The 23,955-nt window shown below is 43.6% G+C and carries 18 protein-coding genes; 12 read left to right on the top strand and 6 right to left on the bottom strand.

The window, feature by feature from the left end; genetic code table 11:
• Window positions 1-22: 22 nt before the first annotated feature.
• From Q1W14_RS20680 to Q1W14_RS20625, 12 genes are all read left to right on the top strand, one after another.
• Window positions 23-925 carry a DUF5119 domain-containing protein gene (locus tag Q1W14_RS20680; RefSeq protein ID WP_300704627.1) on the top strand — a complete coding sequence of 301 codons (903 nt, stop codon included), beginning with the start codon at window positions 23-25 and terminating at the stop codon, window positions 923-925.
• Window positions 926-953: 28 nt separating this feature from the next.
• Window positions 954-1,937 (top strand): fimbrillin family protein, encoded by a 984-nt coding sequence (locus tag Q1W14_RS20675; RefSeq protein WP_300704625.1) that lies wholly within the window; start codon window positions 954-956, stop codon window positions 1,935-1,937.
• A 68-nt stretch (window positions 1,938-2,005) separates the two neighbouring features.
• Window positions 2,006-3,022, top strand: a complete 1,017-nt coding sequence (locus tag Q1W14_RS20670) for a fimbrillin family protein (protein ID WP_300704623.1) — start codon at window positions 2,006-2,008, stop codon at window positions 3,020-3,022.
• 19 nt (window positions 3,023-3,041) lie between these two features.
• A complete protein-coding gene (locus tag Q1W14_RS20665; protein WP_300704622.1) occupies window positions 3,042-4,091 on the top strand; it encodes a fimbrillin family protein in 1,050 nt (349 codons plus the stop codon).
• Window positions 4,092-4,130: 39 nt separating this feature from the next.
• Entirely contained in the window at window positions 4,131-5,354 is a 1,224-nt protein-coding gene (locus tag Q1W14_RS20660; protein ID WP_300704620.1) for a fimbrillin family protein, read from the top strand.
• Window positions 5,355-5,403: 49 nt separating this feature from the next.
• A complete protein-coding gene (locus Q1W14_RS20655; RefSeq protein WP_300704619.1) occupies window positions 5,404-7,887 on the top strand; it encodes a DUF4906 domain-containing protein in 2,484 nt (827 codons plus the stop codon).
• Window positions 7,888-8,135: 248 nt separating this feature from the next.
• On the top strand, window positions 8,136-9,686 hold the full coding sequence (locus tag Q1W14_RS20650) for an ATP-binding protein (protein ID WP_300704651.1): 1,551 nt from the start codon (window positions 8,136-8,138) through the stop codon (window positions 9,684-9,686).
• 768 nt (window positions 9,687-10,454) lie between these two features.
• Window positions 10,455-10,916 (top strand): hypothetical protein, encoded by a 462-nt coding sequence (locus tag Q1W14_RS20645; RefSeq protein WP_300704617.1) that lies wholly within the window; start codon window positions 10,455-10,457, stop codon window positions 10,914-10,916.
• A gap of 12 nt (window positions 10,917-10,928) precedes the next feature.
• Window positions 10,929-11,288, top strand: coding sequence for a four helix bundle protein (locus Q1W14_RS20640; protein WP_300704615.1), 360 nt, complete (start codon window positions 10,929-10,931; stop codon window positions 11,286-11,288).
• Window positions 11,263-12,528, top strand: a complete 1,266-nt coding sequence (locus tag Q1W14_RS20635; RefSeq protein ID WP_300704613.1) for an RNA-directed DNA polymerase — start codon at window positions 11,263-11,265, stop codon at window positions 12,526-12,528. The genes Q1W14_RS20640 and Q1W14_RS20635 overlap by 26 nt, the downstream gene beginning before the upstream one ends.
• 167 nt (window positions 12,529-12,695) lie before the next feature.
• Window positions 12,696-13,193 (top strand): HU family DNA-binding protein, encoded by a 498-nt coding sequence (locus tag Q1W14_RS20630; RefSeq protein ID WP_300704611.1) that lies wholly within the window; start codon window positions 12,696-12,698, stop codon window positions 13,191-13,193.
• 39 nt (window positions 13,194-13,232) lie between these two features.
• Window positions 13,233-13,331: a smalltalk protein gene (locus Q1W14_RS20625; protein ID WP_300704609.1), complete on the top strand. Its 99-nt coding sequence runs from the start codon at window positions 13,233-13,235 to the stop codon at window positions 13,329-13,331.
• A gap of 59 nt (window positions 13,332-13,390) precedes the next feature.
• On the opposite strand, the gene Q1W14_RS20620 is transcribed toward Q1W14_RS20625, so the two are convergent.
• From Q1W14_RS20620 to Q1W14_RS20595, 6 genes are all read right to left on the bottom strand, one after another.
• Complete coding sequence (locus tag Q1W14_RS20620) at window positions 13,391-14,164, bottom strand: LytTR family DNA-binding domain-containing protein (protein WP_300704607.1); 774 nt, start codon at window positions 14,162-14,164, stop codon at window positions 13,391-13,393.
• On the bottom strand, window positions 14,157-15,182 hold the full coding sequence (locus Q1W14_RS20615; protein ID WP_300704606.1) for a histidine kinase: 1,026 nt from the start codon (window positions 15,180-15,182) through the stop codon (window positions 14,157-14,159). Before Q1W14_RS20615 ends, Q1W14_RS20620 begins: the two co-directional genes overlap by 8 nt.
• A 45-nt stretch (window positions 15,183-15,227) precedes the next feature.
• Entirely contained in the window at window positions 15,228-16,514 is a 1,287-nt protein-coding gene (locus Q1W14_RS20610; protein WP_300704604.1) for a TolC family protein, read from the bottom strand.
• Entirely contained in the window at window positions 16,511-19,549 is a 3,039-nt protein-coding gene (locus tag Q1W14_RS20605; RefSeq protein WP_300704602.1) for an efflux RND transporter permease subunit, read from the bottom strand. The genes Q1W14_RS20610 and Q1W14_RS20605 overlap by 4 nt, the downstream gene beginning before the upstream one ends.
• A gap of 2 nt (window positions 19,550-19,551) precedes the next feature.
• Window positions 19,552-20,601: an efflux RND transporter periplasmic adaptor subunit gene (locus Q1W14_RS20600; protein WP_300704600.1), complete on the bottom strand. Its 1,050-nt coding sequence runs from the start codon at window positions 20,599-20,601 to the stop codon at window positions 19,552-19,554.
• Between the two features lie 163 nt (window positions 20,602-20,764).
• Complete coding sequence (locus Q1W14_RS20595; RefSeq protein WP_300704599.1) at window positions 20,765-23,878, bottom strand: ATP-binding protein; 3,114 nt, start codon at window positions 23,876-23,878, stop codon at window positions 20,765-20,767.
• Window positions 23,879-23,955: the final 77 nt, after the last annotated feature.

Below are 23,955 nucleotides of genomic sequence, written 5' to 3'. Positions count from 1 at the left end.
GCTTAGAATATGACTGGTTGATATGATAAGATTTGTACACGGAATTTGGGTTATAGGGCTGGCTTTGCTTTTGACAGGATGTACGGAAGGCTTGCTGGAAGTCAGGAAGGATGAGGGACATATTATTGTTTCTCCCGACTGGCAGGCATACTCTTTGCCTTCTTTGGCAGCTTGTCATTTTTATGCTGAAAGCGGCACAGCTACTCCCCATGTGTATAAGGAGGTTGCAGCGGATATTTTTTCTTGTTCATTGCCGCCGGGTATTTACCGTTTGCTGGCATACAATACGGATGTAGAGGGAGTAGAATTCGTGTCACAAGAAAACATAGATTGTATAGCGGCCCGTCTTACTTCTGATGTACAGCCGGGAGAACTTTACACTTGGGAAGTATCACAAATGGAGGTGTTATTGAGGGATACACTTCATTTTACTCCTGTTCCCAGACCTTTGGTGAAAACGCTTCGATTGAATTTCCGTTTAACGGGTATAGGGAATATAAGCAACATTGAAGGTACTTTGTATGGTGTATATCCTTCCGTCTGCCTGCTAACGGGACAACCTTCGGTCGAGAGCGTTACGGCAGCTCCTGCCACTTCGGTCACATTCGTTGCCGAGGTACGGCAAAAGGTGAGGGCGACCGATTGTGAGGGTATTTCTTCCGTACGATTATTCGGCTTGCTCGATCCTCAAGAAGGGCAGCAATATGACAACCGTTTACAGTTAAATCTTCATCTGCCAGATGGTGAAGTACGTCCGGCCGAAGTGGATATGAACAAAGCTTTTTCTGACATTCTTGCGCAGAATGGAGGAGAGATACCTTCGGAAGTGCCGGTAGATATAGAAATTGAGATCAGATGGATAGGTTCGTCCCTAGCGGCTTCCGTGAAACAGTGGAGTATTGGCAAAGGAGAGGGAGGGGTGTGAATTAGTGATTAGTTATAAGTGATTAGTTATGATGAGAAAGAAATTGAAGGTGATTTTAGGAGGATTGGCGGGGCTTTTGCTCTGTGCTTGTACAGAGCAGGAAGCTTTGAATGTTGACGGTCTTATACGGCTGGGGGCAAAGGCTGATATTTATACCCGGGCTTCTGTGAATGACCTTGCTGGACTTTCTGCCGTAGGCAAGAAGGTAGGCGTGTATGGAGTGGTGACGGAGCATGCCGACGCGGCTTCGCAACTCCTCACGGACGAGTGGGGAACGAATCTTTTGATGAGCAACGTACGCACATCGGGCATAGATGCTTCTACCGGGGTATTGTCTTGGGAAGGCGCTTATGCTTACCCGCTGGAAGAAGGTCGATTCGTGAAGTTCTGCGTCTACCACCCTTACGCTGCCGCGGGAACCACTGGCGACAACTACGTAGAAGCCTCGGCAAAATCTTCTCCGATACTTCACTTCAAACTGACCGGAGCGGAAGACGTGATGTGGGTACAACCTGTGGTGGGGTCGCGAACGCTTTCTCCTGCTCCATTGGTTTTTGACCATCGGCTGACGCAACTCCGCTTTCGATTGACGGATGATGAGGGGAACTTTGCTGATACACAGGTTACCGGGCTGGTCTTTAATGGAGTAAATACCGTTTCCACCCTGAATCTGGAAACCGGAAAATTGGGAGTGTGGGGTACGCCTTCGGACGGGATTTCATTTCCACTACATGCGCCGGTTGCTATAACGGGGACATCGGACGCTCCACAGAATTTGCCGGGAGAAGTGATGCTGCAACCTGGTCTGGCAGAATTCAAGTTAACGGTGAAGACGGACAAGAAAGGCGATTTCCCAAATGTGGTGATACGTCCGACGGGTGGGGAAAACACGTTTGCAGCGGGTCGCTCTTATTTGGTGACTTTGAAATTCCGTGAACGTACGCCCGTTGCACTTTCGGCAGTTGTCACACCTTGGATAATGGATGGAACCGGTGAAGGTACAGTAGACTGAGGTTACGATGAGATGAACCGGGAAGTTTAAAATAAGGAATATTAATGTTTATATATAATACTGAGATTATGAAAAAGATTTTATTTTCGCTTCTTGCCATAGTAGCTATGACGGGTTGCACACAGGGTGAAATTCTGGAGTCCCGTTCCGATGAGACTGTAGAAATTAAGTTAAAGTCTTCTGCTTTGTCGGTAGAGGCTGTGACACGTGCTCCGTTTGAAGGAGAGATAGGTAGTGGAAATACATTGACGGCAAGGGTACTGGCATCCAAAACCCAAGGGAATTATACAACTACTTATGCGGATGATGCCATGACTTTCAGTGACAATGGGACTACGGCTGCCGGTTTTGCTACGGCAAAGTATTATCCGGCGGATAATAGTACGGTTTATTTCTGTGGTTTGTATCCGAGTACTGCCTGGGCTGCTTCGCAAACTACTACAACGACTTTTACTTTTGACGGGAGCAAAGATGTAATGGCTGCGGCAGAGGTTAGCTCGACTAAGGATGCAGCCAAAGGAGGCACGTTTCAGACGCTTGCTTTTAAACACTTGCTGACACAACTGGTAATAAAGGTTGTTGCGGAAAATCAGGCTGCAATCGACTCATGGGGAAAGCTGACAGACATAACTTTGGCTAAAGCGGGCGGCTCTAATAACCCGAATGCAAAAGTGGAAGTAACATTGGCTACGGGGGTAGCAGCGACCGGATCAGCTTTCTCTAGTCCGGTAAGTGATAATTCGTTTAAATTCTGGAAATTAGCTGCTACTCCAGAAGCGGCATTTGCCGGTCAAACGGTTGTTCTGACAACGGCAGGTGAGGAAGTTGCTTATTCTATGGTTTCTCCGGTGATTGCCACCGGAAGCAGTGACTACACTTTACTGGTGAAAACAGCTAATGCTGCAACAGAGGGAATATCAGTGCCTGTGCATTTGAAGAAGACCGCTGGTGGTGGGGCTTACGACTCGGATACGCAAGGAAAGAAATTTGTGGTGACCCTGACTTTCAAGGCCACGGAAATCAAAGCATTGGCTACTGTTCAGGAATGGACAACTGACGGTGGGGGAAATGAAACTATTCAATAACATTCAAAAGACTAAAGATATGAAACTGAATAAATGGATATTATATATCGGTAGTGTTTTACCGTTGATATTTACCGCTTGTTCGTCGGATGTAACGGAGATTGTTGAAAGCAAACAGCAAGAACCGGTGGAAATTCGCATGAATACCGGTATTCTATCAGAGGCTTCACCCGTGACACGTGGAGACGGAATGATTGATAAAACATTAAAAGCAGATCTGGCTGTACATTTCGCACGGGCAGACAAGGCAGGAAGTACTCCGGCTTATCCGGCTGCGTATGATGCTACAAGACTAATCGGAACGGTGGACTATGATGGGACTAACACTCCATTGAGTTTCACTCCGAAGGCTTATTATCTTGCTAACGGGAAAAGTAGTAAATTGATTGGCTGGTATCCGCAAAGCGGTACTTATGACGCTTCCGCCAAAACCGTGACTTTCGGCGCCATTGACGGCTCTACCGATATAATGGTGACGAAATTGAAAGAAGGTAACAAGACTACTCAAGTCAGTGCAATCACTTTTGAGCATGTATTGACCCAAATCAGTGTGCAGGCTTATGCGGCTGATGCTGCTGCAAACACTGCTTGGGGCGGTATAAAATCTATAAAGATCAAAGGCAAAAAGCAGGGTTGTGTGGTTACGCTTCCCGATCCTTCGACTGCCAATGCAGAAACAAATGCTACTGTGGTTTTCAATGGTACAGATGATTTGGATTTGGTAAAGAAGAAGCCTACGGATAATACGGAGATCATGCAAGGTGCTTCTGCTTACGGCGATTCGAACCCATTGGCGCTTGGTGTGAAAAGTGAGAGTGGAAATAATGCTGTACTTGCCGGATATGCCATGTTTGCTCCGGTTGCTGCTGCTGCCGATGCGAAGATTACGCTCGAAATTGTCATGGAAAAGGGAGCCGCTTCGGATGCCAAAGAAATAACGCTTGCTGCCGGTTATTTGAAAAGCAGCTCTTACGTTATCACTTTGAAATTCACTTCTACCGAAATTGTTCCTAATGTGACCATTGAAGAATGGAAAACAGGTACGGCTCCGGGTGAGGTGATTATTTAAAAGTACACACTGCTTATAGTATTTATGAAATGTAAAGGGATGAAATACTTGTTGGTAGCTTTGCTGTTCGGTTCATGTACCGAAAGCGAGTTGCTGATACCGGAAAAAGATACGTTTACCGTAGAGTTTTCTGTGGCAGGAATCGGTACGGAAGTAACTACGACACGTGCCGGTGTACTGCTGGAAAACGATAGGATGATACGTATTCTAGCTTTTCGGCGTGAAGGTACTGATCCCGATTTGTCAAAGGATGAATATATGGGGGAGGCTGAATACCGAGCGGGTGGTGACAATGGTACTTTGTCCGCTACCGGCACTCCTTTACTTTTACGTAAGGGTACCTACGACTTCTACGCATTGACGCCAAATTTGTCAGTGACCCGTACGGATGGTTCGGGAGAAGGTAAGACATGCACCGTCTCTGTAAATCATGGTACGGATTACGCTACATCATTCACTCCTGCGGTGACGGTGACTGAAGAAAAGCAGAGTGTAGACCTTGCTATGTTGAAGCGTCATTGTACAATGCTGACCTTTGCCCTTTCGCCCAAATACCAGAATGTCACTTCGGTGGCTATCAAATCGGCAGGTTTGACGAATCTGACACATGCCCCTCTAACAACCTCGCTAAGTGATAGTAAGCTCTCGTTGGAGGGGATAGCACTCGATACGGAAATATCTTTGGCTGGAAATAGTTTTACATGTCCGGATGCAGATAATACTCCCTATGACAGGAAAGCCGCTACGATTGTATTGCCCCGGAAGGCAGGTGCTTTTAAATTCAAAATGAAAGTTGCTTTCAATGGATTGGCAGACACAGAACTGGAAGCTGACCTTCCTGCCGATCTGGTTTTTGCGGAAGGTACGCATTATACGTTTACGGTAAAGATGAAGGGTGGTAGTGTGCAATTGGAATTGAAAGTGACTGAATGGGCGGGAACCGAAGATAACGATGTGTCTATGGGTGATCCGGGAACTCCCACTATTGAAGTGGTGATAGGTGAGTGGAAAAATGTAGACTTGGATGCGCTGATGGGCGGAAGTGGAGATACACCTGTGATTATAGGAGGATGGAAAGCTGATGAGGAGAACTGGAACGGTGCTATAGGCGACTATCCGGGATTGGTGTTGGAAGATGCTTTGTCGTGGGGGAGCCATGATATTCCTTCGGATACGGGTGGCGGTGAAAACGGTTCGCTTTCTCCGGGAGACTGGACAAATCAGGATTTGAATACTCCGGTAGCGGAAGATGATCTTCCATAGAAATAAAATATGAATGTATTACTTAGTATATAATTTAAAATAGACAGGAATGATACAAAAAAGAAGTTTAACAGGGCTTGCTGTCTTTATGGCTTTTGTGCTGTTTTCGTGTACCGATGATGGTGAGCCTACCGGAAACAATGACAAGCCTGACGGTATTCTGACTGCCGTAAGCCTCTCACTGGACGCTTCTCCGATGGAGGGTGCAGGAGGGGTGACACGTTCAGAAGAGTCTGCCCTGAACTTGGTGCTGGGAGCTGAAAGGGTGGTTGTTTCCGATGGGGCTACTACACGTGCGGTTACCGGTGATTTGACTGATGCGCAGGAAAAGATAGTAAATAATGTTTGTGTGTTTCAATTCAAGTCAGATGGTATATTGGCCTATAAAGAGTATTCTGAAACATTGGAGAGTGCTACAGCAAATATATCGCTGATGGCAGGTGTGGGTACTTGCAAAGTGTATGTATTGGCCAATGTAGGCAATGTGACAGGAAAGTTTGAAGTGAATTCTGCTACGGAAGAAAATTTCAAGAAGAGTTATCAAGAATACACTAGCTCAATAACTACCAATAGTTGTTTACCTATGTGTGGAACAGCCGATTTTGACTCTGACAATGTAAGTGCTACACTGTCGGTCTCTTTGACACGTTTAGTCGCCAAAGTAACATTGGCTCTGACGGCTGCAAATGGCACATTTACAGCTACTTCCGTGACTTTGCGAAATGTTCCGAAGCGTATGGGGTTCGTGGATTCACAGGTAGCTTCGTCTGATATGGTTTCGTATGACGGAGGTACGGCAACGAATGTGGTATGGTATATGCCTGAAAATAAGCAGGGTACAGGTTCTGTTTCTTCTGCCACTGATTGGACTCATCGCTTTGAAGGCACTGCCCCCGAAAAGGCTACGTATATTTGTATAAAAGGTAATTATACGCCTACGGGGAGTACTGTCCGGGAGGTGGTATATTCCATCTATCTGGGAGCTGCCGCAGATGCTAATAACTTTGACGTGGTGCGCAATACGAAATATAATGTGAGTGCTGCAATCAAGGGTACTAACCTGGCAGATGCGCGCGTCATGGTGGGACAAGATTTGAGTGTGGATGCAGCCGGTAAATCGGTAACTGCTAATAGCTATCTGGTAAATTCAACGGGAAAATGGTACCGGTTTAAAGGTACAATTCGCGGAAATGGCTCTACTAAGACGGATGTCACTACATTGCCTGAGGGCGTAGGCTCAGCGGATATGAAAATATCTCCGGGAGCAGCTGAATTAGTATGGGAAACTGGTAAACATGGGGGTGTAATAGAATATGTGGGATGGTCGGCAAGTGGCTATGTGACATTTAAGACGGGGAATTTGGAGGAAGGGAATGCTGTGCTTGCTGTGAAAGCAAATCCGGGTGATGCTGAAGCACTTTGGAGCTGGCATATATGGAAAACTTCTTTCGACTTGGCAGGGCTCTCAAGAGATCATGTGCAGACTTATAAGACAAGGTTGAGGCATGGAATGAGTCCTACCCTTTATTGGGATGGTTTTACAACTGCTTCGCGTGATTTGGTGATGATGGACCGTGATTTGGGTTCAGCAAGTAACACTCCTTCCAATACAGATGATGTTACCAAGACTTTTGGTTTATATTATCAATTCGGTCGTAAAGATCCGTTTCCTACGGCAAGTACTAGAGAAAGAAGGTCTGATAATAATTCTGAAATTGTGGATGTCTTTGATAAAGAAGGAAATAAATTGACTGCCGCTACTTTGAGGGGTAGTGCTTATCAAGTAAAGAATATAAATGTTTCAACAGATGCCCAAGGAATAATAACGTATGCGATGAAACATCCGTTGATATTTATATTGCGTGATGATAATGACAAAAGCGCAAATGGTGGTGACGGAACTAATCCGTCATATAATTGGATTTATGGTGCGCATCCTGCCAATTTTACAGCAAGTAAAGCTGATCCTACTTCCGCCTGGGTTGTTTCTAATAAATTGTGGGGTGGTCAGTTCACGGATAATAAGACCAGTTTGCGTTTAGATACTAAGTTCACAGGGAAAACTATTTATGATCCTTGCCCTCCCGGTTGGTGCATGCCTCCTCAGGATACATGGACAAACTTTACTACGACTAATACGGGCGAAGCGACTGCGATAACGGATTATAATACAAGTAATACTGATTATTATAATTGTCCCGTTGCGGATAAGGCTAATTATGCAGATGGTGACGGAAAGGGTTTTATGCTTGTTCCTGCTTCCGGTGTTTTCGGTCGTCGTTATTACGTGAGTGGTGTTGGTACGGGTGACATGGCCTTCTACCCGGCGGCCGGCTATCGCTACGGCGGCAATGGGCAGGTGTGCAACGTTGGCTATGGTTGCTATGCGTGGTCGTCAGCACCGTTTCAGGCGAGTTCGCAGTACGGTGGGTTTCTGGGCACGTACATTGGTTGGGTGAGCCCGGTGAACAGCACCTTCCGGTCGGACGCGTTCCCCGTGCGCTGCGTCCAAGAATCCAGCGTCACAGAGTGACGCTATTCGATTTATTTGTTTCATTTGATTTATTTCTTGGGGGCATTTAAAGCCCCCAAGTCTAAAACCGCCGTGAGGCGGTCGAAAAAAGTGTTCTTTGACATTATGGTACAAGTAGAGAAAATTATAACGAGAGATGTGTATCTTTGTGGATAATCATTTCTTTTATTATATAGCTTGTGATTGTTCTGAGGAATGAGTAACTTTGTCGGAGTGAAAGAGTTGAAGAATCAATAAAGGTGTATATGATGAGTGACAAGATTTATCCGATCGGTATTCAGAATTTTGAGAAGATTCGCAAAAGCGGTTATTTTTATGTCGATAAAACTGCTTTGATTTATAAAATGGTGAAGACAGGCAGTTATTATTTTCTAAGCCGTCCTCGCCGTTTCGGCAAAAGTCTGCTCATTTCTACCCTCGATGCTTACTTTCAAGGAAAGAAGGAACTCTTTGAGGGGTTGGCGATGGAGAAACTGGAGAAGGATTGGATAAAGCATCCGGTGCTGCATTTGGACTTGAATACGGAAAGGTATGACACGCCGGAGAGTTTGGAAAACAAGTTGAACGGTGCATTGTCTGATTGGGAACAGATTTATGGTTCCGAACCGTGGGAAAAATCCTTTGGTATGCGTTTTTCAGGCATCGTGAAGCGGGCTTGCGAGCAGTCGGGACAAATGGTAGTCATTCTTGTGGATGAATATGATAAACCTATGTTGCAAGCTATCGGTAACGAGGCATTGCAGAAAGAATTTCGCGATACTTTGAAATCTTTCTATGGTGTATTGAAGACAATGGATGGCTGCATCCAGTTTGCTATACTGACCGGGGTTACTAAATTCGGAAAGGTGAGTGTGTTCAGCGACTTGAATAATTTGAATGATATTTCGATGTGGAATAAATACATTGATATCTGTGGTATCAGTGACAAGGAACTGCACGAAAATTTGGAAGATGAATTGCATGAGTTTGCCGATGCGCAAGGTATGACGTACGACGAAATTTGTGATAAGTTGAGGGAGTATTACGACGGTTATCATTTTACGCATAACTCCATCGGTATTTATAATCCATTTAGTTTGCTCAATGCTTTTGATCGCAAGGAGTTCGGTAGTTATTGGTTTGAGACGGGTACGCCTACTTATTTGGTGAAGTTACTGAGAAAGCATCATTATAACTTGGAGCGTATGGCACATGAGGCAACCGACGCCCAAGTCTTGAACAGTATCGATTCGGAATCGACGAATCCCATTCCGGTGATTTATCAAAGTGGGTATCTGACAATAAAGAAGTATGATGAGCGCTTCGGTATCTATAGTTTGGGCTTTCCAAACCGCGAGGTAGAAGAAGGTTTTGTCCGTTTTTTGCTGCCTTTCTATACCCATATAAATAAGATAGAGGCTCCTTTTGAAATACAGAGTTTTGCCCGTGAGGTGGAACTTGGCGATTACAACTCCTTCTTTCATCGTCTTCAAAGTTTCTTTGCCGATACACCTTATGAAATAGTACGTGATTTGGAACTTCATTATCAAAACGTGCTTTTTATCGTGTTCAAATTGCTTGGTTTCTATGTGAATGTGGAGTATCATACTTCGCAAGGCAGAATAGATCTTGTTTTGCGCACCGATAAATACATTTATATCATGGAGTTCAAGTTGGAAGGTACTGCCGAAGAGGCGTTGCAGCAAATCAATGAAAAGCATTATGCCGTACCTTTTGAGGCTGACGGACGTACTCTCTTTAAAATAGGAGTGAACTTCAGCATGAAGACTCGTAATATTGAAAAGTGGATTGTAGAGTAGAGATTTCTATCTTATAATATTATAATTTTCGTCCCGTTTGCCAGTAAAAAGCAGCGGGACGTTTTCTTTTCTTGTACCCAAAGATATTAATAAGACAAGCTCCAGTTATATATCGAGAGTATTGCAGGTCCAGGTGCTTGCAGTAGAGTGATGTGTAAATTCAGCAATCCACTGGCGGAGTAATGTGCGTATAAGGGGTATGCGTTGTGTGGTGATCCTGCAACGCTCCGAGCTACGTTTCCGTTAGTTGTCTATTCCAGTCTGTATGGGGACTTGACGGTGCATCGTGCTTTAATGGCAGGTGTATCTGTTATTTTCCGGTACATTCATTTACAGTGATTGCTTTTCCGGCAGCCGGCTATCGAAACGGCGGCAATGGGCAGGTGTACAACGTTGGCTATGGTTGCTATGCGTGGTCGTCAGCACCGTTTCAGGCAAGTTCGCAGAACGGTGGGTTTCTGAACACGAACATTGGTTGGGTGAACCCGGTGAACAACACCAACCGGTCGAACGCGTTCCCCGTGCGCTGCGTCCAAGAACTTACGAAACTGGGCTTTTGTATTTACATGAGATACCGGAGGTTTAAGGCGAAATTAATTCTCTCCCTTTTACTCCCTTCGGTTTGTTTGCGCCGGATGAGGATGCGATATCATCATTCGTAGCGTTTTTGTTTGTTTGCGAGTCTCCTTATCCAAGAGTGGAAAGGAGGCTCTTTTTAAGAGTATTAATCAATATAAAAAAGATATGACTGTAAAAGAGATAATTCAAATGGAAAACGGTAATCAGAATACAATAATTCTGTTACGCGAAGGAATTTTCTGGAAGGCTTATGAACGATCGGCATACGCTTTCTTTATGCAGATACATCCTTATAAGCCAACCCGTAAATGGGTAATCTCGGTAAAACAGGATATTGTTTCGTTAGGTTTTCCAATGTCATCAGCAGATACGATTCTAAAGGATGCGAAAATACTCTTGAAACAGGCGGATAGTATAGTGCTTTCTGCTTTGCCTGTCATAGCAGAAGAAGTGGAAGGCTGGAAGCAGAATCTGCCGATGATTCTGCCGGATAGCAAGCAGGTACCTCAAAAGAGTGACCTATTTGTAGCTCCAAAATCTGCCATCTATGAGCAGTTGGCTAATAACATTCGTGGCTTCAATCTGGAAAGTAAAACTCCAGTGGAATGTATGTTGTTTCTGATGGAGCAGAAACGAATGTTGGGTCAATAATAAATATGAATTATGGCGACTTATAATCAGCTTCCCGTCTATAAAGCAACGTATGATCTTCTGCTTTACTTGTATCAGGTGGGGCGGGATGTACAACGTGATTATCGTTACACTTTGGGCGAAACCCTGAAAAAGGACTTGATCGCTATTCTGGTACTTATATACCGTGCCAACACTACCCGTCAAAAAGTAGAAACAATAGCCGAAGCGCGTGAAAAGCTTGTGGCAGTAAAGCTACAAATGCGGTTGCTGCATGATTTGAAGCAGATCTCGCTGAAAGCTTATGCCGATGCTTCTCTCATGGCAGAATCTATATCCAAACAATTGGCAGCCTGGCAAAAAACTTATGAAGGAAAATCCTCTGTTATATGATTTGTTTCAGGCATATTATGATGCCCGGAAACATAAACGGAATACCCGTAGTCAGTTGGAATTTGAATTCAATCTGGAGGAAAATCTCATTCAACTTTATCAGGAACTGCGTGACCGTACTTATAAGGTAGGACGAAGTGTCTGTTTTATCTCCGGGAAGGCGGTGAAGCGTGAGGTGTTTGCCGCTCATTTCCGTGACCGGGTGGTACATCATTTATTGTTTAACTATACAGCTCCGATTTTTGAAAGTACTTTTATCAGCGATAGTTATTCGTGTCGCAAAGGGATGGGGACACTGTATGGGGTAGAAAGGTTTGAGCATCATCTACGCTCTTGTTCGGATAATTGGCGGAAACCATGTTATGTACTAAAAATGGATATCAGAGGATATTTTATGCATATCAACCGGCAAAAGTTGTATGAAATGGTGATGGAAACATTGAAACATTATGCTTACCGGAAGGCACGGGATGGAAAATGTTGGATGGAATTGCTGGACTACGATTTGTTGAAGTACCTTATGCAGGAAATTATTTATAACGATCCTACCCTTGGATGTGAGATGCGGGGCACTTCTAAAGACTGGGATGGATTGCCGCCCGATAAAAGCCTTTTTCATGTAGCAAAAGGTTGTGGCTTGCCGATTGGTAATCTGACATCACAGCTTTTCAGCAATGTTTATCTGAATGTACTGGATCAATATGTAAAACGTGTACTTGGTGAAAAATACTATGGCAGATATGTCGATGATTTCTTTATTATAGGGAATGACCGTCATTATCTGCTTTCTCTTATACCGGAATTACGTCGTTTCCTGGAGACGGAATTGGATTTGACTCTTCATCCCAATAAAGTGTTTTTGCAACATGCACATAAAGGATGTGCGTTTCTGGGTATTTTTGTAAAACCCTATAGAAGGTATCTTTTACGGAAAACAAAACACCGGATAAGTGGACGTATAGCCTATATACATGTACGGGTATCTGGTCAGAATATATCAATAAAGCGGGAGGATCTACAGCATATTTCGTACGTAGTCAATTCTTATATGGGGTATATGAGGCACATGGCATGTTTCCGGTTCAAACATTTATTAGTTGAACGCAATGCCAATCTGGCGAAGATAGGGGAGTTTGTTGGGGAACAAAAGAAATTTGTCGTAAACCTTCCGGGTCTTGCTCCTGCTATTTTCCGTTTTATTCCTTTATTTCTTCTTTTATCGTTGAATTTAAGTGCTTAAATGAGTACCTATCCATGTTAGGATATATTGCAGATAGGTTTCTGCTTGTATTATATGGTTTTAGAAAAGTTCTTTTAGTTCTCTATAAAGTTGCCGCATCTTTGCATCGTTAACGTTGACAAAGAGATTTTAGAAACAAAGTATTCATTTAAAAAAACAATTGAATTATGGCAATTTTATTTAGAAAACATGCTCGTTTGAGCAATTTGATGGATGAGAGTTCTCCCAAAAAAGTTTATCCGGTTATAACGTATGAGTATGGCAACGCCGCAGACCTTAATGAAGTGGCACGAGAGATAAGCAGCAATTCCGGTGTGAGTGAAGGTGAATCCATCAGTGTACTGAAGGACTTCCGGACTTTGCTGAAGAAGATGTTACTTTCCGGACGCACCGTCAATGTAGATGGTCTGGGGTATTTCTATCTTGCAGCTAAAAGCAAGGGGACTGACAAGGCGGAAGACTTTACTGCCAATGATATTACCGGTTTACGTATCTGTTTCCGTGCGAATAGTGATATTCGCCTGGTTGCATCGGGGTCTACCCGTTCTGATGGTTTGAAATTCAAGGATGTGGACCGTATTAATGAAAATAACTCTTCTGACAACTCGGATGATGATAATCACGGTGGGTCTGCTGGCGATGAGAATGACAATCCGTTAGGGTAGTTGAATAATCTTATTCCATCCTGAGAGGAGGTGTGGAACATGAAAAAAACAATCTGGAGTAAAATCTTGAAAGTGCTGATAGCTATGGCTACAGCTATAATAGGTGTCTTAGGAGGCACAAATGTACATGATTCCTGATAGGAAGTACTAGAAAAGTATTCTCCCTTCCATATTTGGGAGGGAGATTTTTTATGAACTCAGAAGTTAAGCCATTGCTTGAAAGAAGACAACTTTTCTTCGCTAATAGTAATCTTTTCTTTATATGGAGGGCGTACACTTACTACAATCCTTCCGTTAAAATAAGGTTCGGCATGATCTATGGCACTGATACAGACTATAACTTGCCGGTTGGCACGGAAGAAGCGGTCAGGGTCGAGCTGCTCGGTAAGCTTGTTCAGAGAGAGGTCGATAATATGTTCCTGCCCGGTGTGGGTAACAGCAAAAGTTACTTTATTCTCTGAATAGAAATAGGCAATATCACAGACTTGGAGTGACCAAAAACGGTCTACACCCGAAATAAGGAAACGGGTACGATATTGCTTTTCGTGCGGTTGGAGGGCGTCGAGAAGAGTATTTAGATAGTTTTCGGGCAGAGCATTGCCACTACTTTGCAACGTTTCGTATTTTACGATAGCATCCAGCAGGCGTTGCTCATCTACAGGTTTCAGAATATAGTCGATACTGTTGACGGTAAATGCCCGCACGGCATATTGGTCGTAGGCGGTAGTGAAGATAATGACAGAAGACGGATGTGCCGCAGACAAGAAATCAAACGAATTGCCATCTGCCAATTGAATATCTAAAAAGATAAGGTCAGGATGGGGATGGGAGGCAAACCATGCAATAGCTTCGTCTACACTGCCCGGCAATACAGAGATATTCCACTCCGGACGGAGCCGTGAAACCATAGAGTGTAACAAGCGGGCTGCGGGTATTTCGTCTTCAATGATAACTACGTTCTGTTTATTCATATAGCAAAGGTACTTTTACGGTAAATGTATCTGCTTCGTGCAGAATAATTATCTCTTTGCCCGACATTAGTTTGCAACGTTTGGCGAGGTTCTGCAAACCTACGCCCGTAGTGGCAGAGCTCTTCTTGGGATGTATCGGGTTACTTACTATTAGTTGTTCATCCTCTATTTTAATGCTGATTTGCATCGGCTTGCTTTGGGTGATAGAGTTATGTTTGATAACGTTTTCTACTAATAATTGTAGCGTAAGTGGCGGCAACATACACTCGTTGTAGCCCGATGAAATATGGCATTCGCAACTCAGGCAATCGCCCAAACGTACTTCGTGCAGGAAGAGGTAAGAACGGGTGAACTCCAATTCTTCATTCAGACTTACCAGTGTCTTGTTCTGACTTTGCAGAACGTAGCGGTATACGCTGGATAGGTGCTTGGTAAAGCTGACTGCATTTTGGGGATTGTAATCAATCTCAGCTATCAGTGTATTGAGACTATTGAAGAGGAAGTGCGGATTGAGTTGATTTTGCAAGGCTGTGTATCGGGCTGTATCGTTTTCAGCTTGTAGCTTGGCTGCTTTTTTTTGAAGCTTCAAGGCGTTCAACATAGAACGATTGCTTAATACTAATCCTAAAATAACTAATTCTACCAACCATACTACAATAAGCAACTGCCACCCGCCATTTACGAAAGTGAACAGATTGGTGGCACCTGCCAGTATTTTAGCAAAGACCAATAAGCCATAGTTCAGTAACAAATACAGTAACATGACCGTGATGTAGACGGCAGGGATTTTCCATCGGGAACGGACGTTGAGTGCATACTGGTTGTTAATCCACGAACTGAGATGCAGGGTGGTATATCCCAATACATTGAAGGCGGCTATAAAGAAAATGAATGCCCCACGAGAATAGAGTGCATCTGCTATACGGGGAGTAAGGTCGGTATAATTCACCAATACCAGATAGGAGAAAGCTCCTAATCCGGAAAAAAGCAGGGCGTATATCAGATTGTTCCACTTCATAGGGCAAAGTTAGAATCTTTTATCTATTATCAGTTATCAATCGGTTTAATATTTATGCAAAGCTTTCACTAAGTCCGAGTAATAGTTTTGAGCTGAAACCTTAGCTTGTACATAGTTTATTTGTGAACTCTGACGATAATTCTTTGCTTCGATCACTTCTATAATAGATACTTTACCTTCGTCGTAACGCTCCTGTGCCATACGTTCGTTATCGCAGGCTTTGCTTAGAGAATTACTGGTGAGGCGTACTTGTTCCATGGATTGCGATAAGGAGGTATGGGCGGATTGTATTTCCAGATTTACATGATCGGTCACTTTATAAAGGTTGTCATTAGCCATGCCTACCTTCCAGGAAGAAGCACGCTTTTCGTTCCGCCGCTTTCCCCATTCAAAGATGGGTACGGATAGTTTGGCATAGACAGCATAGTTAGGGTCCATGTCCGTACGGAAGTCGTAGCCGGGAGAAGAGTAACTACCGTCTGCACCTATATGAAGTTGAGGCTTGTATTTGGAGTCGGTAAGCTTTCCGGCACTTTCGGCTATCCGTATCTGGTCACGTGCCATCATTAACTCGGGGCGGCTACTGCCGTCAAATAGTAGCAGGCTGTCGGAAAGAATAACGGTGGGAATTGTATCTTCAACTTCTGTTTCAACTTTCAGTTCCACTCCGATAAGAGAGTTGAGAGCCATTCGTCCGATGTCGAAATTGCTTTGTGCTTGTAACAGTTGATAATCTGCTTCGTTTAGTTTGACTTCCGCCATCAGGAGGTCCTGGGGATCGGCAAGTCCGACATCAACGCGCTCACGGATGGTTTGCACCAGTGAAGCGATGGATTGGCGGTAGTCGGTGGCTATCTGTACCAGTTCGGCACGAGCTACTGTATTCCAGTACTGAATATCGGTTTGATAGCAGACGGATGATAATAGCAGTTCAGCCTGATGAGTAGTAAGCGATTGTTGATACTTTGCCATACGGATATTCTCAAGGATGCGTCCACCGGTATAGATGGGTTGCATCAAGGTAAGGGAAGCACCGTATTTCATGTTTTTTCCCTGAAAAGACATGGGATTGTCTGCTTGTGGTAAATGAATGTTCAGCTCCAATGGGTTCCCGGTATACTGAAAATTAGCGTCACCGGAGAGTTTTGGTTTGAGATCAGCCTGTGCCGATTTAACCAATTCGATGCTCGAAGCGATGTTTTTATCTGCTGCGTGCAGGTCGTGGTTATAATCTAGTGCCATAGACCTGTATTTCTCCAGCAGCGGACTTTGCTGTGAGAATGCGGAAGGAATACATAAAAGACACACTATAAAGGTATATAAGGTTCTCATACTTGTTTTATTTTTATTTTATAGAATAATACATACAGTGCCGGAGTTACAAACAGAGTAAGTAGTGTGGCAAAAGTCAGACCGAAGATAATAGTAGCTGCCATACCACCGAAAGCAATGTCAAACAGTAGGGGTATCATACCCAGGATAGTTGTTGTAGCTGCCATCAATACCGGACGCGTTCTTGATACAGTGGCCTCGACCACTGCTGTGTATGGCAACACTCCGTCTCTGCGTTGTATATTGATTTCGTCTATCAGCACAATTACATTCTTGATAATCATGCCTAGTAAACCTAACCAACCTGCGATAGGAAAGAAACCAAAATCGAACCCGGTAAGCAACATTCCGACAGCCACTCCGATGAGTGATAACGGAAGTACACAAAGAATTATTATAGGCTGCCGGAAGTTGCCGAACAGGGCTACCAGTATTACAATAAGTGCCAGGAATGCCAGTGGGAAGAATTTTGCAAGAGCTTGCAGACCTTCGTTTTGGTCTTTGAATTGTGAATCCCAAAAGAAGGTATAACCTGTGGGAAGCCTCATTTGTTCTATTTCTTGGCGGATTTCTCCATGCACCTCTGCCATGGTATGTCCCGGTTGTACGCCACACATGGCAGCCATGGACAATTGGCGGTTGTAAGTACGCACTTGCGGATATTCCCAAGTGGTTTCGATACGTTCCGTAACTTGCGATAAGGGTGCGGAACGTTCGCCATTCCATACGTAGAAGTCTCCTAAAGAATGACCGTCTGTAATATCGTAACCTTCGGATTTAAGCAATACTGGCACTTTTTTTTCATTGTCCCGATAGATACCTACCGGAGCACCATCGCTGATAGATTTTACCGATTGCATCATTTGAGCCTTTGTGATGCCTAACTCTCCAGCCTTTATCGGGTCGTAGACGGGGCGGAGCATCAACGTCATATTGCCCCATTCATTGCGAGCATCGACAACCTTCGGATTACGACGCATGATTTCAATGGCTTCATTTACCAAAGAATCGAGTACGGCAGGATCAGGGCCCAAGAAACGGGCTTCAATCATTGCCTCGCTTAGCGGACTCAACTCGAACTTGTTCACTTTAATCAGTGGTTCGGGATATTTCAATCGGATAGAATCTTGTAGCAAGGCATTCAGTTGACGTGCTTCTTTGGAAGTGTGGCACTTTACCAATAGCTGTGCATAATTACTCTGTGGGCCGAAGGCTATGTTAGACAAGTAATAGCGGGGCGGTGTGCGACCTATATAAGTAGATATCATTTCAGTTTCCGGTTGTTGCTGGATGTACTCTGCCATTTCTCCCACCAATTTGTCGGTTTCATTGATATGGGTTCCTTCGGGTAGCCACACATCGACGGAGAAATATTGCTTATCGAGTGCAGGCACGAATACTTTCGGAATAAACTTGAAACTCCATGCCGAGAGTATTAGCATCACTACCAGACTGCCGATAGCTATGTAACGGTGTCGGATAACCCAATGCAGAGAATTGCGGAAATGATTATAATATTTCCCACCAAACAACTCTGCCGTCAGTTCCTCCGGACGCGGGCGACGTACATACTCTTGAATAAAGAATGGATTTTGTGTCAATGCAAATACCCAACTGAACATGAGTGATACGCCAATTACTATTACTAAAGAGGAGAGAAGCTCTCCCGTGATATGCGGTGAATAATAGATGGGAAGAAAAGTAAGGATGGCAATAACCGTAGCAGCCAGCAAAGGCAGTGCGGTAGAAGAACACGCACGCATAATGGCAACTCGCTTACGCATACCCCGTTGCATGTTCACCAGTGCCGAGTCGAATACAACAATGGCATTGTCAACCAGCATTCCCATAGCAATGATGATGGCAGCCAGTGACATACGCTGCAAGGCTATACCCGTAGAAAGCATTACAATAAGGGTGGCGAAAATAGAGAATATCAATCCGCTACCAATAAGCATGCCGTTCTTGAAACCGATAAAGAAGAGCAGGATGGCAACTACCGTGATTACGGAAATAATAAGGTTGAGAATAAATCCATCATTAGCTACTGCCGATTCATAACCTTGGTCGTAGATGGAAGTTAGTTCAAATCCACGAGGCATGCTTTCGTTAAGTTCGTCTACCTTTTGTTTCACTGCCTCTGCCATATCTACTACATTACCGGTGGGCACAGTGGAAATAGCAATGCTCACTGCCTGCTGTCCGTTGATACGCATCAGGTTGCTGGCGGGAGTCAGATAAGTTTCTTCTATCGTTGCAATATCTGCCAGACGGAAATGCTCACCACTGCGCGAAACAATCGTAAGGTTACGGATGTCGTCCAGCGAGTAGAAGTTTCCGGTAGACTCGATGCGGATGCGGTTTGTTCCGGCATTCAGTCCGCCTGCATCCACCACTTTGTTCTGTCCTTCAAAAGCGTGGGCGATATCTGCTGTAGTAATGCCGCTGCGTGCCATGACGGAGGGGCTGACGGAAACATCTATGGTAGGTGTTTGTGTACCATAGACTTCAATCTTGGCAACGTCTTTTACCTTCAGCAATTCGTTTTTAATGAGCTTGGCTTGATCTTCCAGTTCACGGTAGGTACGTCCTTCACCCGTTAGTCCGTAGAATACCCCCAGCACATCGCCAAAGTCATCGTTCACTACAGACGGCCCGGCTCCGGCGGGTAACTTGCTTTGCACATCATTCACTTTCCGGCGAAGCTTGTCCCAAAGTTGTTGCATCTCGTCAGCACGGATTTCCTTTTTTACATAGACTGTAATCTTGGAAAGTCCGGCACGGTTTTCAGTCTTCAAATAATAAAGCTCGCCTAGTGACTGGATTGATTCTTCCAGGATATCCGTCACTTGCGATTGTACTTCCGAGGGCGATGCTCCCGGATAGGGGGTTAGCACCAATGCCTGTTTAATGGTAAAGGGCGCATCTTCCAGTTTTCCCATTTTGACGTAGGAAAATAAACCACCGGCAATGACTAATACCAGTAGCAGGATAGTAACCTGTTTTTTCTGCAAGAAGTATTTTACTAATTTCATCGTTATTCAGTCTTTGAGCTAGTGGTTACTTTCATTCCATCTGATAAGAAGCGGAGTTTGCTTACAACTACGGTTTCATTGGCTTGCAAACCTTGGGAAATAGTAGCATAGCCATCGGGCAACAATTCACGTACCATTACTTTTCTACGGCTCACTTGTTTGCTTTCCGGATTCACTATCCATACATAGCTTCCTTCCGTCGGACGGTGACATAGCGCTGTCTGGGGGATGCAGACCCCGGATGCACCTTCTCCTTGCTCAACATCCAGTATCGCTTTACCGGACATACCCGCCAGAAGTTCACCGTCCTCGTTCGGAAGAAAAGCAGTCAACAAATACGAGAGATTATTTCGTGTAGTTCCTTTAGAGACTTCAGCTATACGTGCGTCAAAGAATTTACCCGGTAGTGCGTCGAAACGCAATCGGATGCTATCCATCTTTTGTGCAGCGTAAGCAATATCCTGAGTAACAAATATCTCTATCTTCAATTGATGTATATCTATCAGAGAAAGTACAGGTTGGGTTGCTTTGACATCCTGGAATTTCTCTATATAGACTTCACCTACGTATCCACTGAAAGGGGCTACCAAACGCGTGTCGGCAAGTTCGTTAACGGCGGTTTCAAAAGCCATTTTAGCGGAAATACAATCTGCTTTCGCCTTTTCGTAGGTACTGGCTGAGATATTTTCTTTCTTATATAATACTTCTATACGTTCAAATTCAGCCTTAGATTGATGGTACACGGCTTCTGCACGCTCTTTACGGATACGGAAATCGCGTGGGTCTATTTCTGCAATGATTGATCCCTGATTGTATTGATTGCCCGCGTAGACATCGAAATGATCGATAGGGCCACCTACTCTGAATGATAACTCGGAGGTGCGGAACGGTTGGGCGATAAAAGGAAACTCCTTACTACTTTCTTGAGAAGGGGTGGTGGCTTGTGCTGTATAAACCAGCAAGTCTTGTTCGCTTTTTGTCTCCTTCCCGTTGCAGGCGCAAAGTAGAAAGGAGAGACCGGACAATAGAATAAATCGTACTTTTGTTCTCATATCTCTTTTAAATTTTCGACAAAAGTAGAAAGGCTTGTGAAAACTTGTCGGAGAATATTTTCTGAGACCGGAAAAGGAAAGACTGAAAGTGGGGAATAATGCACTGAAACATAACGCCCCCGGTTTTCAATGACCGAGGGCGGATATATGAGGAACTTGAATATTACATGAAGATGATATGCTTACTCAATACAGAGGTTACCTGTCTTCTTAATTGATTAGCATTAATAGGTTTTGTCATGTAAGCGTCGAAACCATTCTCCATTACTTTCTGTTCATCCGAAGCGTATGCAAATGCTGTAACAGCTATGATGGGCACCTTGGTGGAGAATTTACGTATTTCTTTGGTGGCTTGATAACCATCCATTACCGGCATATTGATATCCATTAAGATAAGTTGCGGATCATATTTCTTGAACAAAGTGACTGCTTCTTCGCCATTCCATGCGTGTATCAGATTGTAATCTTTCTTTAGGATAGACTCAATAAGTCGGTAATTGCTGTCATGGTCTTCTGCTACCAGAATGGTGATTTTCTGTTGCTTTATCTTGATGGGTTCCGTTATCGTTTCTTTATGTATAAGGTTGATAGCAGGAGTAAAAGGTATTGTAAACCAAAATGTAGAACCTTCTCCCACTTTGGATTGTATTCCTATCTCACCCCCCATCTGATGCACAAGGGTTTGGCAGATGGAAAGTCCCAGTCCGGTACCTTGAGCAAAATTGTTTAGTTTGACAAAACGTCCGAAAACACTTTCCAGTTTGTCCTCAGGAATGCCACATCCGGTATCTGCGATATAGAAATAAATCATGTTATTACGTTTTTCGTAGCCAAACCGGATGCTGCCAGATTCGGTAAACTTAATGGCATTTGTCACTAAATTAATTATAATCTGAGAAATGCGGTTACGTTCTGCATGAATATTTAGTTCCGGTTGACTTTGCTCAAATACGAGGGTTAAATCTTTATCGACAGGTAATTTTAAACGGAGAGAGCTTTCCAGTTCCCACATTACTTTATTCAGTTCGAAATCAGTATCAATAAACTCCATTGTGCCTGCTTCGATTTTTGAAAGATCGAGAATGTCACTAATCAACTGCAAAAGCAATGTATTATTGTTTTCGATGATGCTGACATACTCCATCTTCTCTTCCTCCTCTTCTGTAGAAGCGAGAATGCCGGAGAATCCTACAATTGCATTGAGCGGAGTTCGTATTTCGTGGCTCATATTGGCAAGGAATGCTGATTTCAAACGGTTGGATTCTTCCGCCCGGTTTTTGGCGGAGATCAAATCACTTTCCATTTTCTTACGTTCACTGATGACGAGTGAAGAACCCACAAGAGTGAGTGGTTGACCTTTTTCGTCATAACTTTCTACAACTGCCTGAGCTTCCACCCAATCGATATGTTTACATCCGTTTTTGCGATTGACAACCCGATATTCTTCTCTTACTTTTTGACTGCGACCTGCCAGTAAATCGGCAAACGCTTCTTTCACTTTAGGAAGGTCTTCTTTGTATATCTTCGCAAAGTATTGGCTGTCCGGTACGGAAAGTTGTTCGTCGCTTATTTCGTTGTTGTCACTCAACTCAATGGGCTTGTTTACATCGCAAAGTATAGTGTGGTTTTGTAAATCCCACTTCCAGGGGACGATATTGGCTACATCGAGTGCCATTGAAAGCTTATGGTTGATTGAGCGGAGTAGTTCTTGTGTATGGTGTAATTCTGTACTATCCATACAGAATACATCCATAAAGCGTTCATCGCCATTCAGATTAACCAATATATCATAGAAAGTATTTATTTCTTTATAGTAATAGGAAAAAGTGATTGAGCGTTTCTCTTTTAGGGCAATATTCATAAAATGAAGGAATTGCGGGATAGATTCGGGAAAAACTTCACTACCTAGTTTACCGACAATTTCGTTACGTTTGAAGAATTTGTCCTCAAAGCGATTGTTTACATCTGCATATCGGATGTTAACTATGCGTCCGTTCTCATCTTTTATAAGCTCTTCCAGCATATAGAGGATGGGCATGTTGTTGATAAGATTGTAATATTTGCCCACTGTTTTTAATTGGTTCTGCTGGATGTGTTTCATCTTTACAAGTACGTGGACACGGTGGTACTGGAAAAACAGCAAAATAAGTATCAGGAGACAAATGCTACCAATGACGATATATTCGTATTGCTCCCAAAATGTGGGAGGGGCATTAAAGAATATAGTATTTTTGGGGCAACGGGCAGGGTCGAGATTTCGTTGAAGTAATGACTGATAATTAAAGACTGGAGCACCGTTATCTATTTGATAAAAAGGAATATCACGGGCAGGTTTACCATTGATTATGTCTTCGATGTTAGCCAACATTTGGCTGATATAGCTTTTTTCATTATAAACATAGCCGCCGACAATTCCACCTTCTTCTCTTATTCCGACTGTTCTGGATGAAAATAGGGGAATGGATACAGTTGCGATAATTCGGTGTGAATTCGTGGTCATAACCAAGTTGTCTGTGAAATCCTGTTTACGAATCCATGAAGTGAACAGTACACCGGTACTTTGCTGATTCTGATGGTTGAGTATTGTGAAGAGGCTGTCTGTTGAGGTGCTTTCTGCAGATATGAATTTATATTTTAATTCGGGATGTTTCTTTTGTAAAACTTCGGTAAGATCGTAATTGTTTTGCTGGCAAATGTATGTTCTGTCACCAATATATATGATATTGTCCAATTGGGGAATAAGCTGTTTCATCAGTTGAATATTTTCTTCCAAATAGTTATGTGCGAGCATAAAAGTCATATTGAACTTTTCGTGCAGGCTACTAACGGGAATACGTTGTCCCGGGATTATCGGTTCTCCTGAGATGATTAACTCTTCGGGGCCGGTATAATCGCGTTCGCCACACAGTAACATGGGTACGTTGGGCCATTGCTTATTCAGTTCATCACAGAATATGTAGCTTGCACATCCTATCATTACGATTAATTTGGGAGTTCGGGAAGGGAGCTTTTGGAACATACTCTCTTTGATTTTCTTCAAATCGTCCTGATTATCTAACGAAAGCATTTTCAAGTGTGCAGTTATGACACCTATTTCACTGTTTTGCGAAGCCATGCTCAAGATTGGATTGATAAGACTGTTGCTCCAAGGATTTGAGTCGGTATAAGTATTAATAATAAGGATGTGATCGATATCCGTTTGCTTATTATTACCAATCAGAGTATGGGTATTAATTAATAGGCAGATAATAAGAACTGCCTTGAATATGTTTCTCATATTACTATTCAGCTGTTTGCATGTATGTTTGTGATAATCGAACAAAAATAGGTATAATATATCAAATGGACAAAAGA

This window comes from Bacteroides sp., assembly GCF_030151085.1.
Lineage (GTDB): Bacteria > Bacteroidota > Bacteroidia > Bacteroidales > Bacteroidaceae > Bacteroides.
Note: the sequence above shows the minus strand (reverse complement) of the source record. Positions and strands in the feature narration are given on the sequence as shown.

Excerpts from the sequence above, each read along its gene's own strand:
- Q1W14_RS20675 (WP_300704625.1), top strand. The coding sequence starts at position 954 with ATGATGAGAAAGAAATTGAAGGTGATTTTAGGAGGATTGGCGGGGCTT.
- Q1W14_RS20635 (WP_300704613.1), top strand. The coding sequence starts at position 11,263 with ATGAAGGAAAATCCTCTGTTATATGATTTGTTTCAGGCATATTATGAT.
- Q1W14_RS20600 (WP_300704600.1), bottom strand. The coding sequence starts at position 20,601 with ATGAGAACAAAAGTACGATTTATTCTATTGTCCGGTCTCTCCTTTCTA.
- Q1W14_RS20645 (WP_300704617.1), top strand. The coding sequence starts at position 10,455 with ATGGAAAACGGTAATCAGAATACAATAATTCTGTTACGCGAAGGAATT.
- Q1W14_RS20640 (WP_300704615.1), top strand. The coding sequence starts at position 10,929 with ATGGCGACTTATAATCAGCTTCCCGTCTATAAAGCAACGTATGATCTT.
- Q1W14_RS20630 (WP_300704611.1), top strand. The coding sequence starts at position 12,696 with ATGGCAATTTTATTTAGAAAACATGCTCGTTTGAGCAATTTGATGGAT.
- Q1W14_RS20605 (WP_300704602.1), bottom strand. The coding sequence starts at position 19,549 with ATGAAATTAGTAAAATACTTCTTGCAGAAAAAACAGGTTACTATCCTG.
- Q1W14_RS20660 (WP_300704620.1), top strand. The coding sequence starts at position 4,131 with ATGAAATACTTGTTGGTAGCTTTGCTGTTCGGTTCATGTACCGAAAGC.
- Q1W14_RS20665 (WP_300704622.1), top strand. The coding sequence starts at position 3,042 with ATGAAACTGAATAAATGGATATTATATATCGGTAGTGTTTTACCGTTG.
- Q1W14_RS20680 (WP_300704627.1), top strand. The coding sequence starts at position 23 with ATGATAAGATTTGTACACGGAATTTGGGTTATAGGGCTGGCTTTGCTT.
- Q1W14_RS20650 (WP_300704651.1), top strand. The coding sequence starts at position 8,136 with ATGAGTGACAAGATTTATCCGATCGGTATTCAGAATTTTGAGAAGATT.
- Q1W14_RS20610 (WP_300704604.1), bottom strand. The coding sequence starts at position 16,514 with ATGAGAACCTTATATACCTTTATAGTGTGTCTTTTATGTATTCCTTCC.
- Q1W14_RS20620 (WP_300704607.1), bottom strand. The coding sequence starts at position 14,164 with ATGAATAAACAGAACGTAGTTATCATTGAAGACGAAATACCCGCAGCC.
- Q1W14_RS20615 (WP_300704606.1), bottom strand. The coding sequence starts at position 15,182 with ATGAAGTGGAACAATCTGATATACGCCCTGCTTTTTTCCGGATTAGGA.
- Q1W14_RS20595 (WP_300704599.1), bottom strand. The coding sequence starts at position 23,878 with ATGAGAAACATATTCAAGGCAGTTCTTATTATCTGCCTATTAATTAAT.
- Q1W14_RS20655 (WP_300704619.1), top strand. The coding sequence starts at position 5,404 with ATGATACAAAAAAGAAGTTTAACAGGGCTTGCTGTCTTTATGGCTTTT.
- Q1W14_RS20670 (WP_300704623.1), top strand. The coding sequence starts at position 2,006 with ATGAAAAAGATTTTATTTTCGCTTCTTGCCATAGTAGCTATGACGGGT.
- Q1W14_RS20625 (WP_300704609.1), top strand. The coding sequence starts at position 13,233 with ATGAAAAAAACAATCTGGAGTAAAATCTTGAAAGTGCTGATAGCTATG.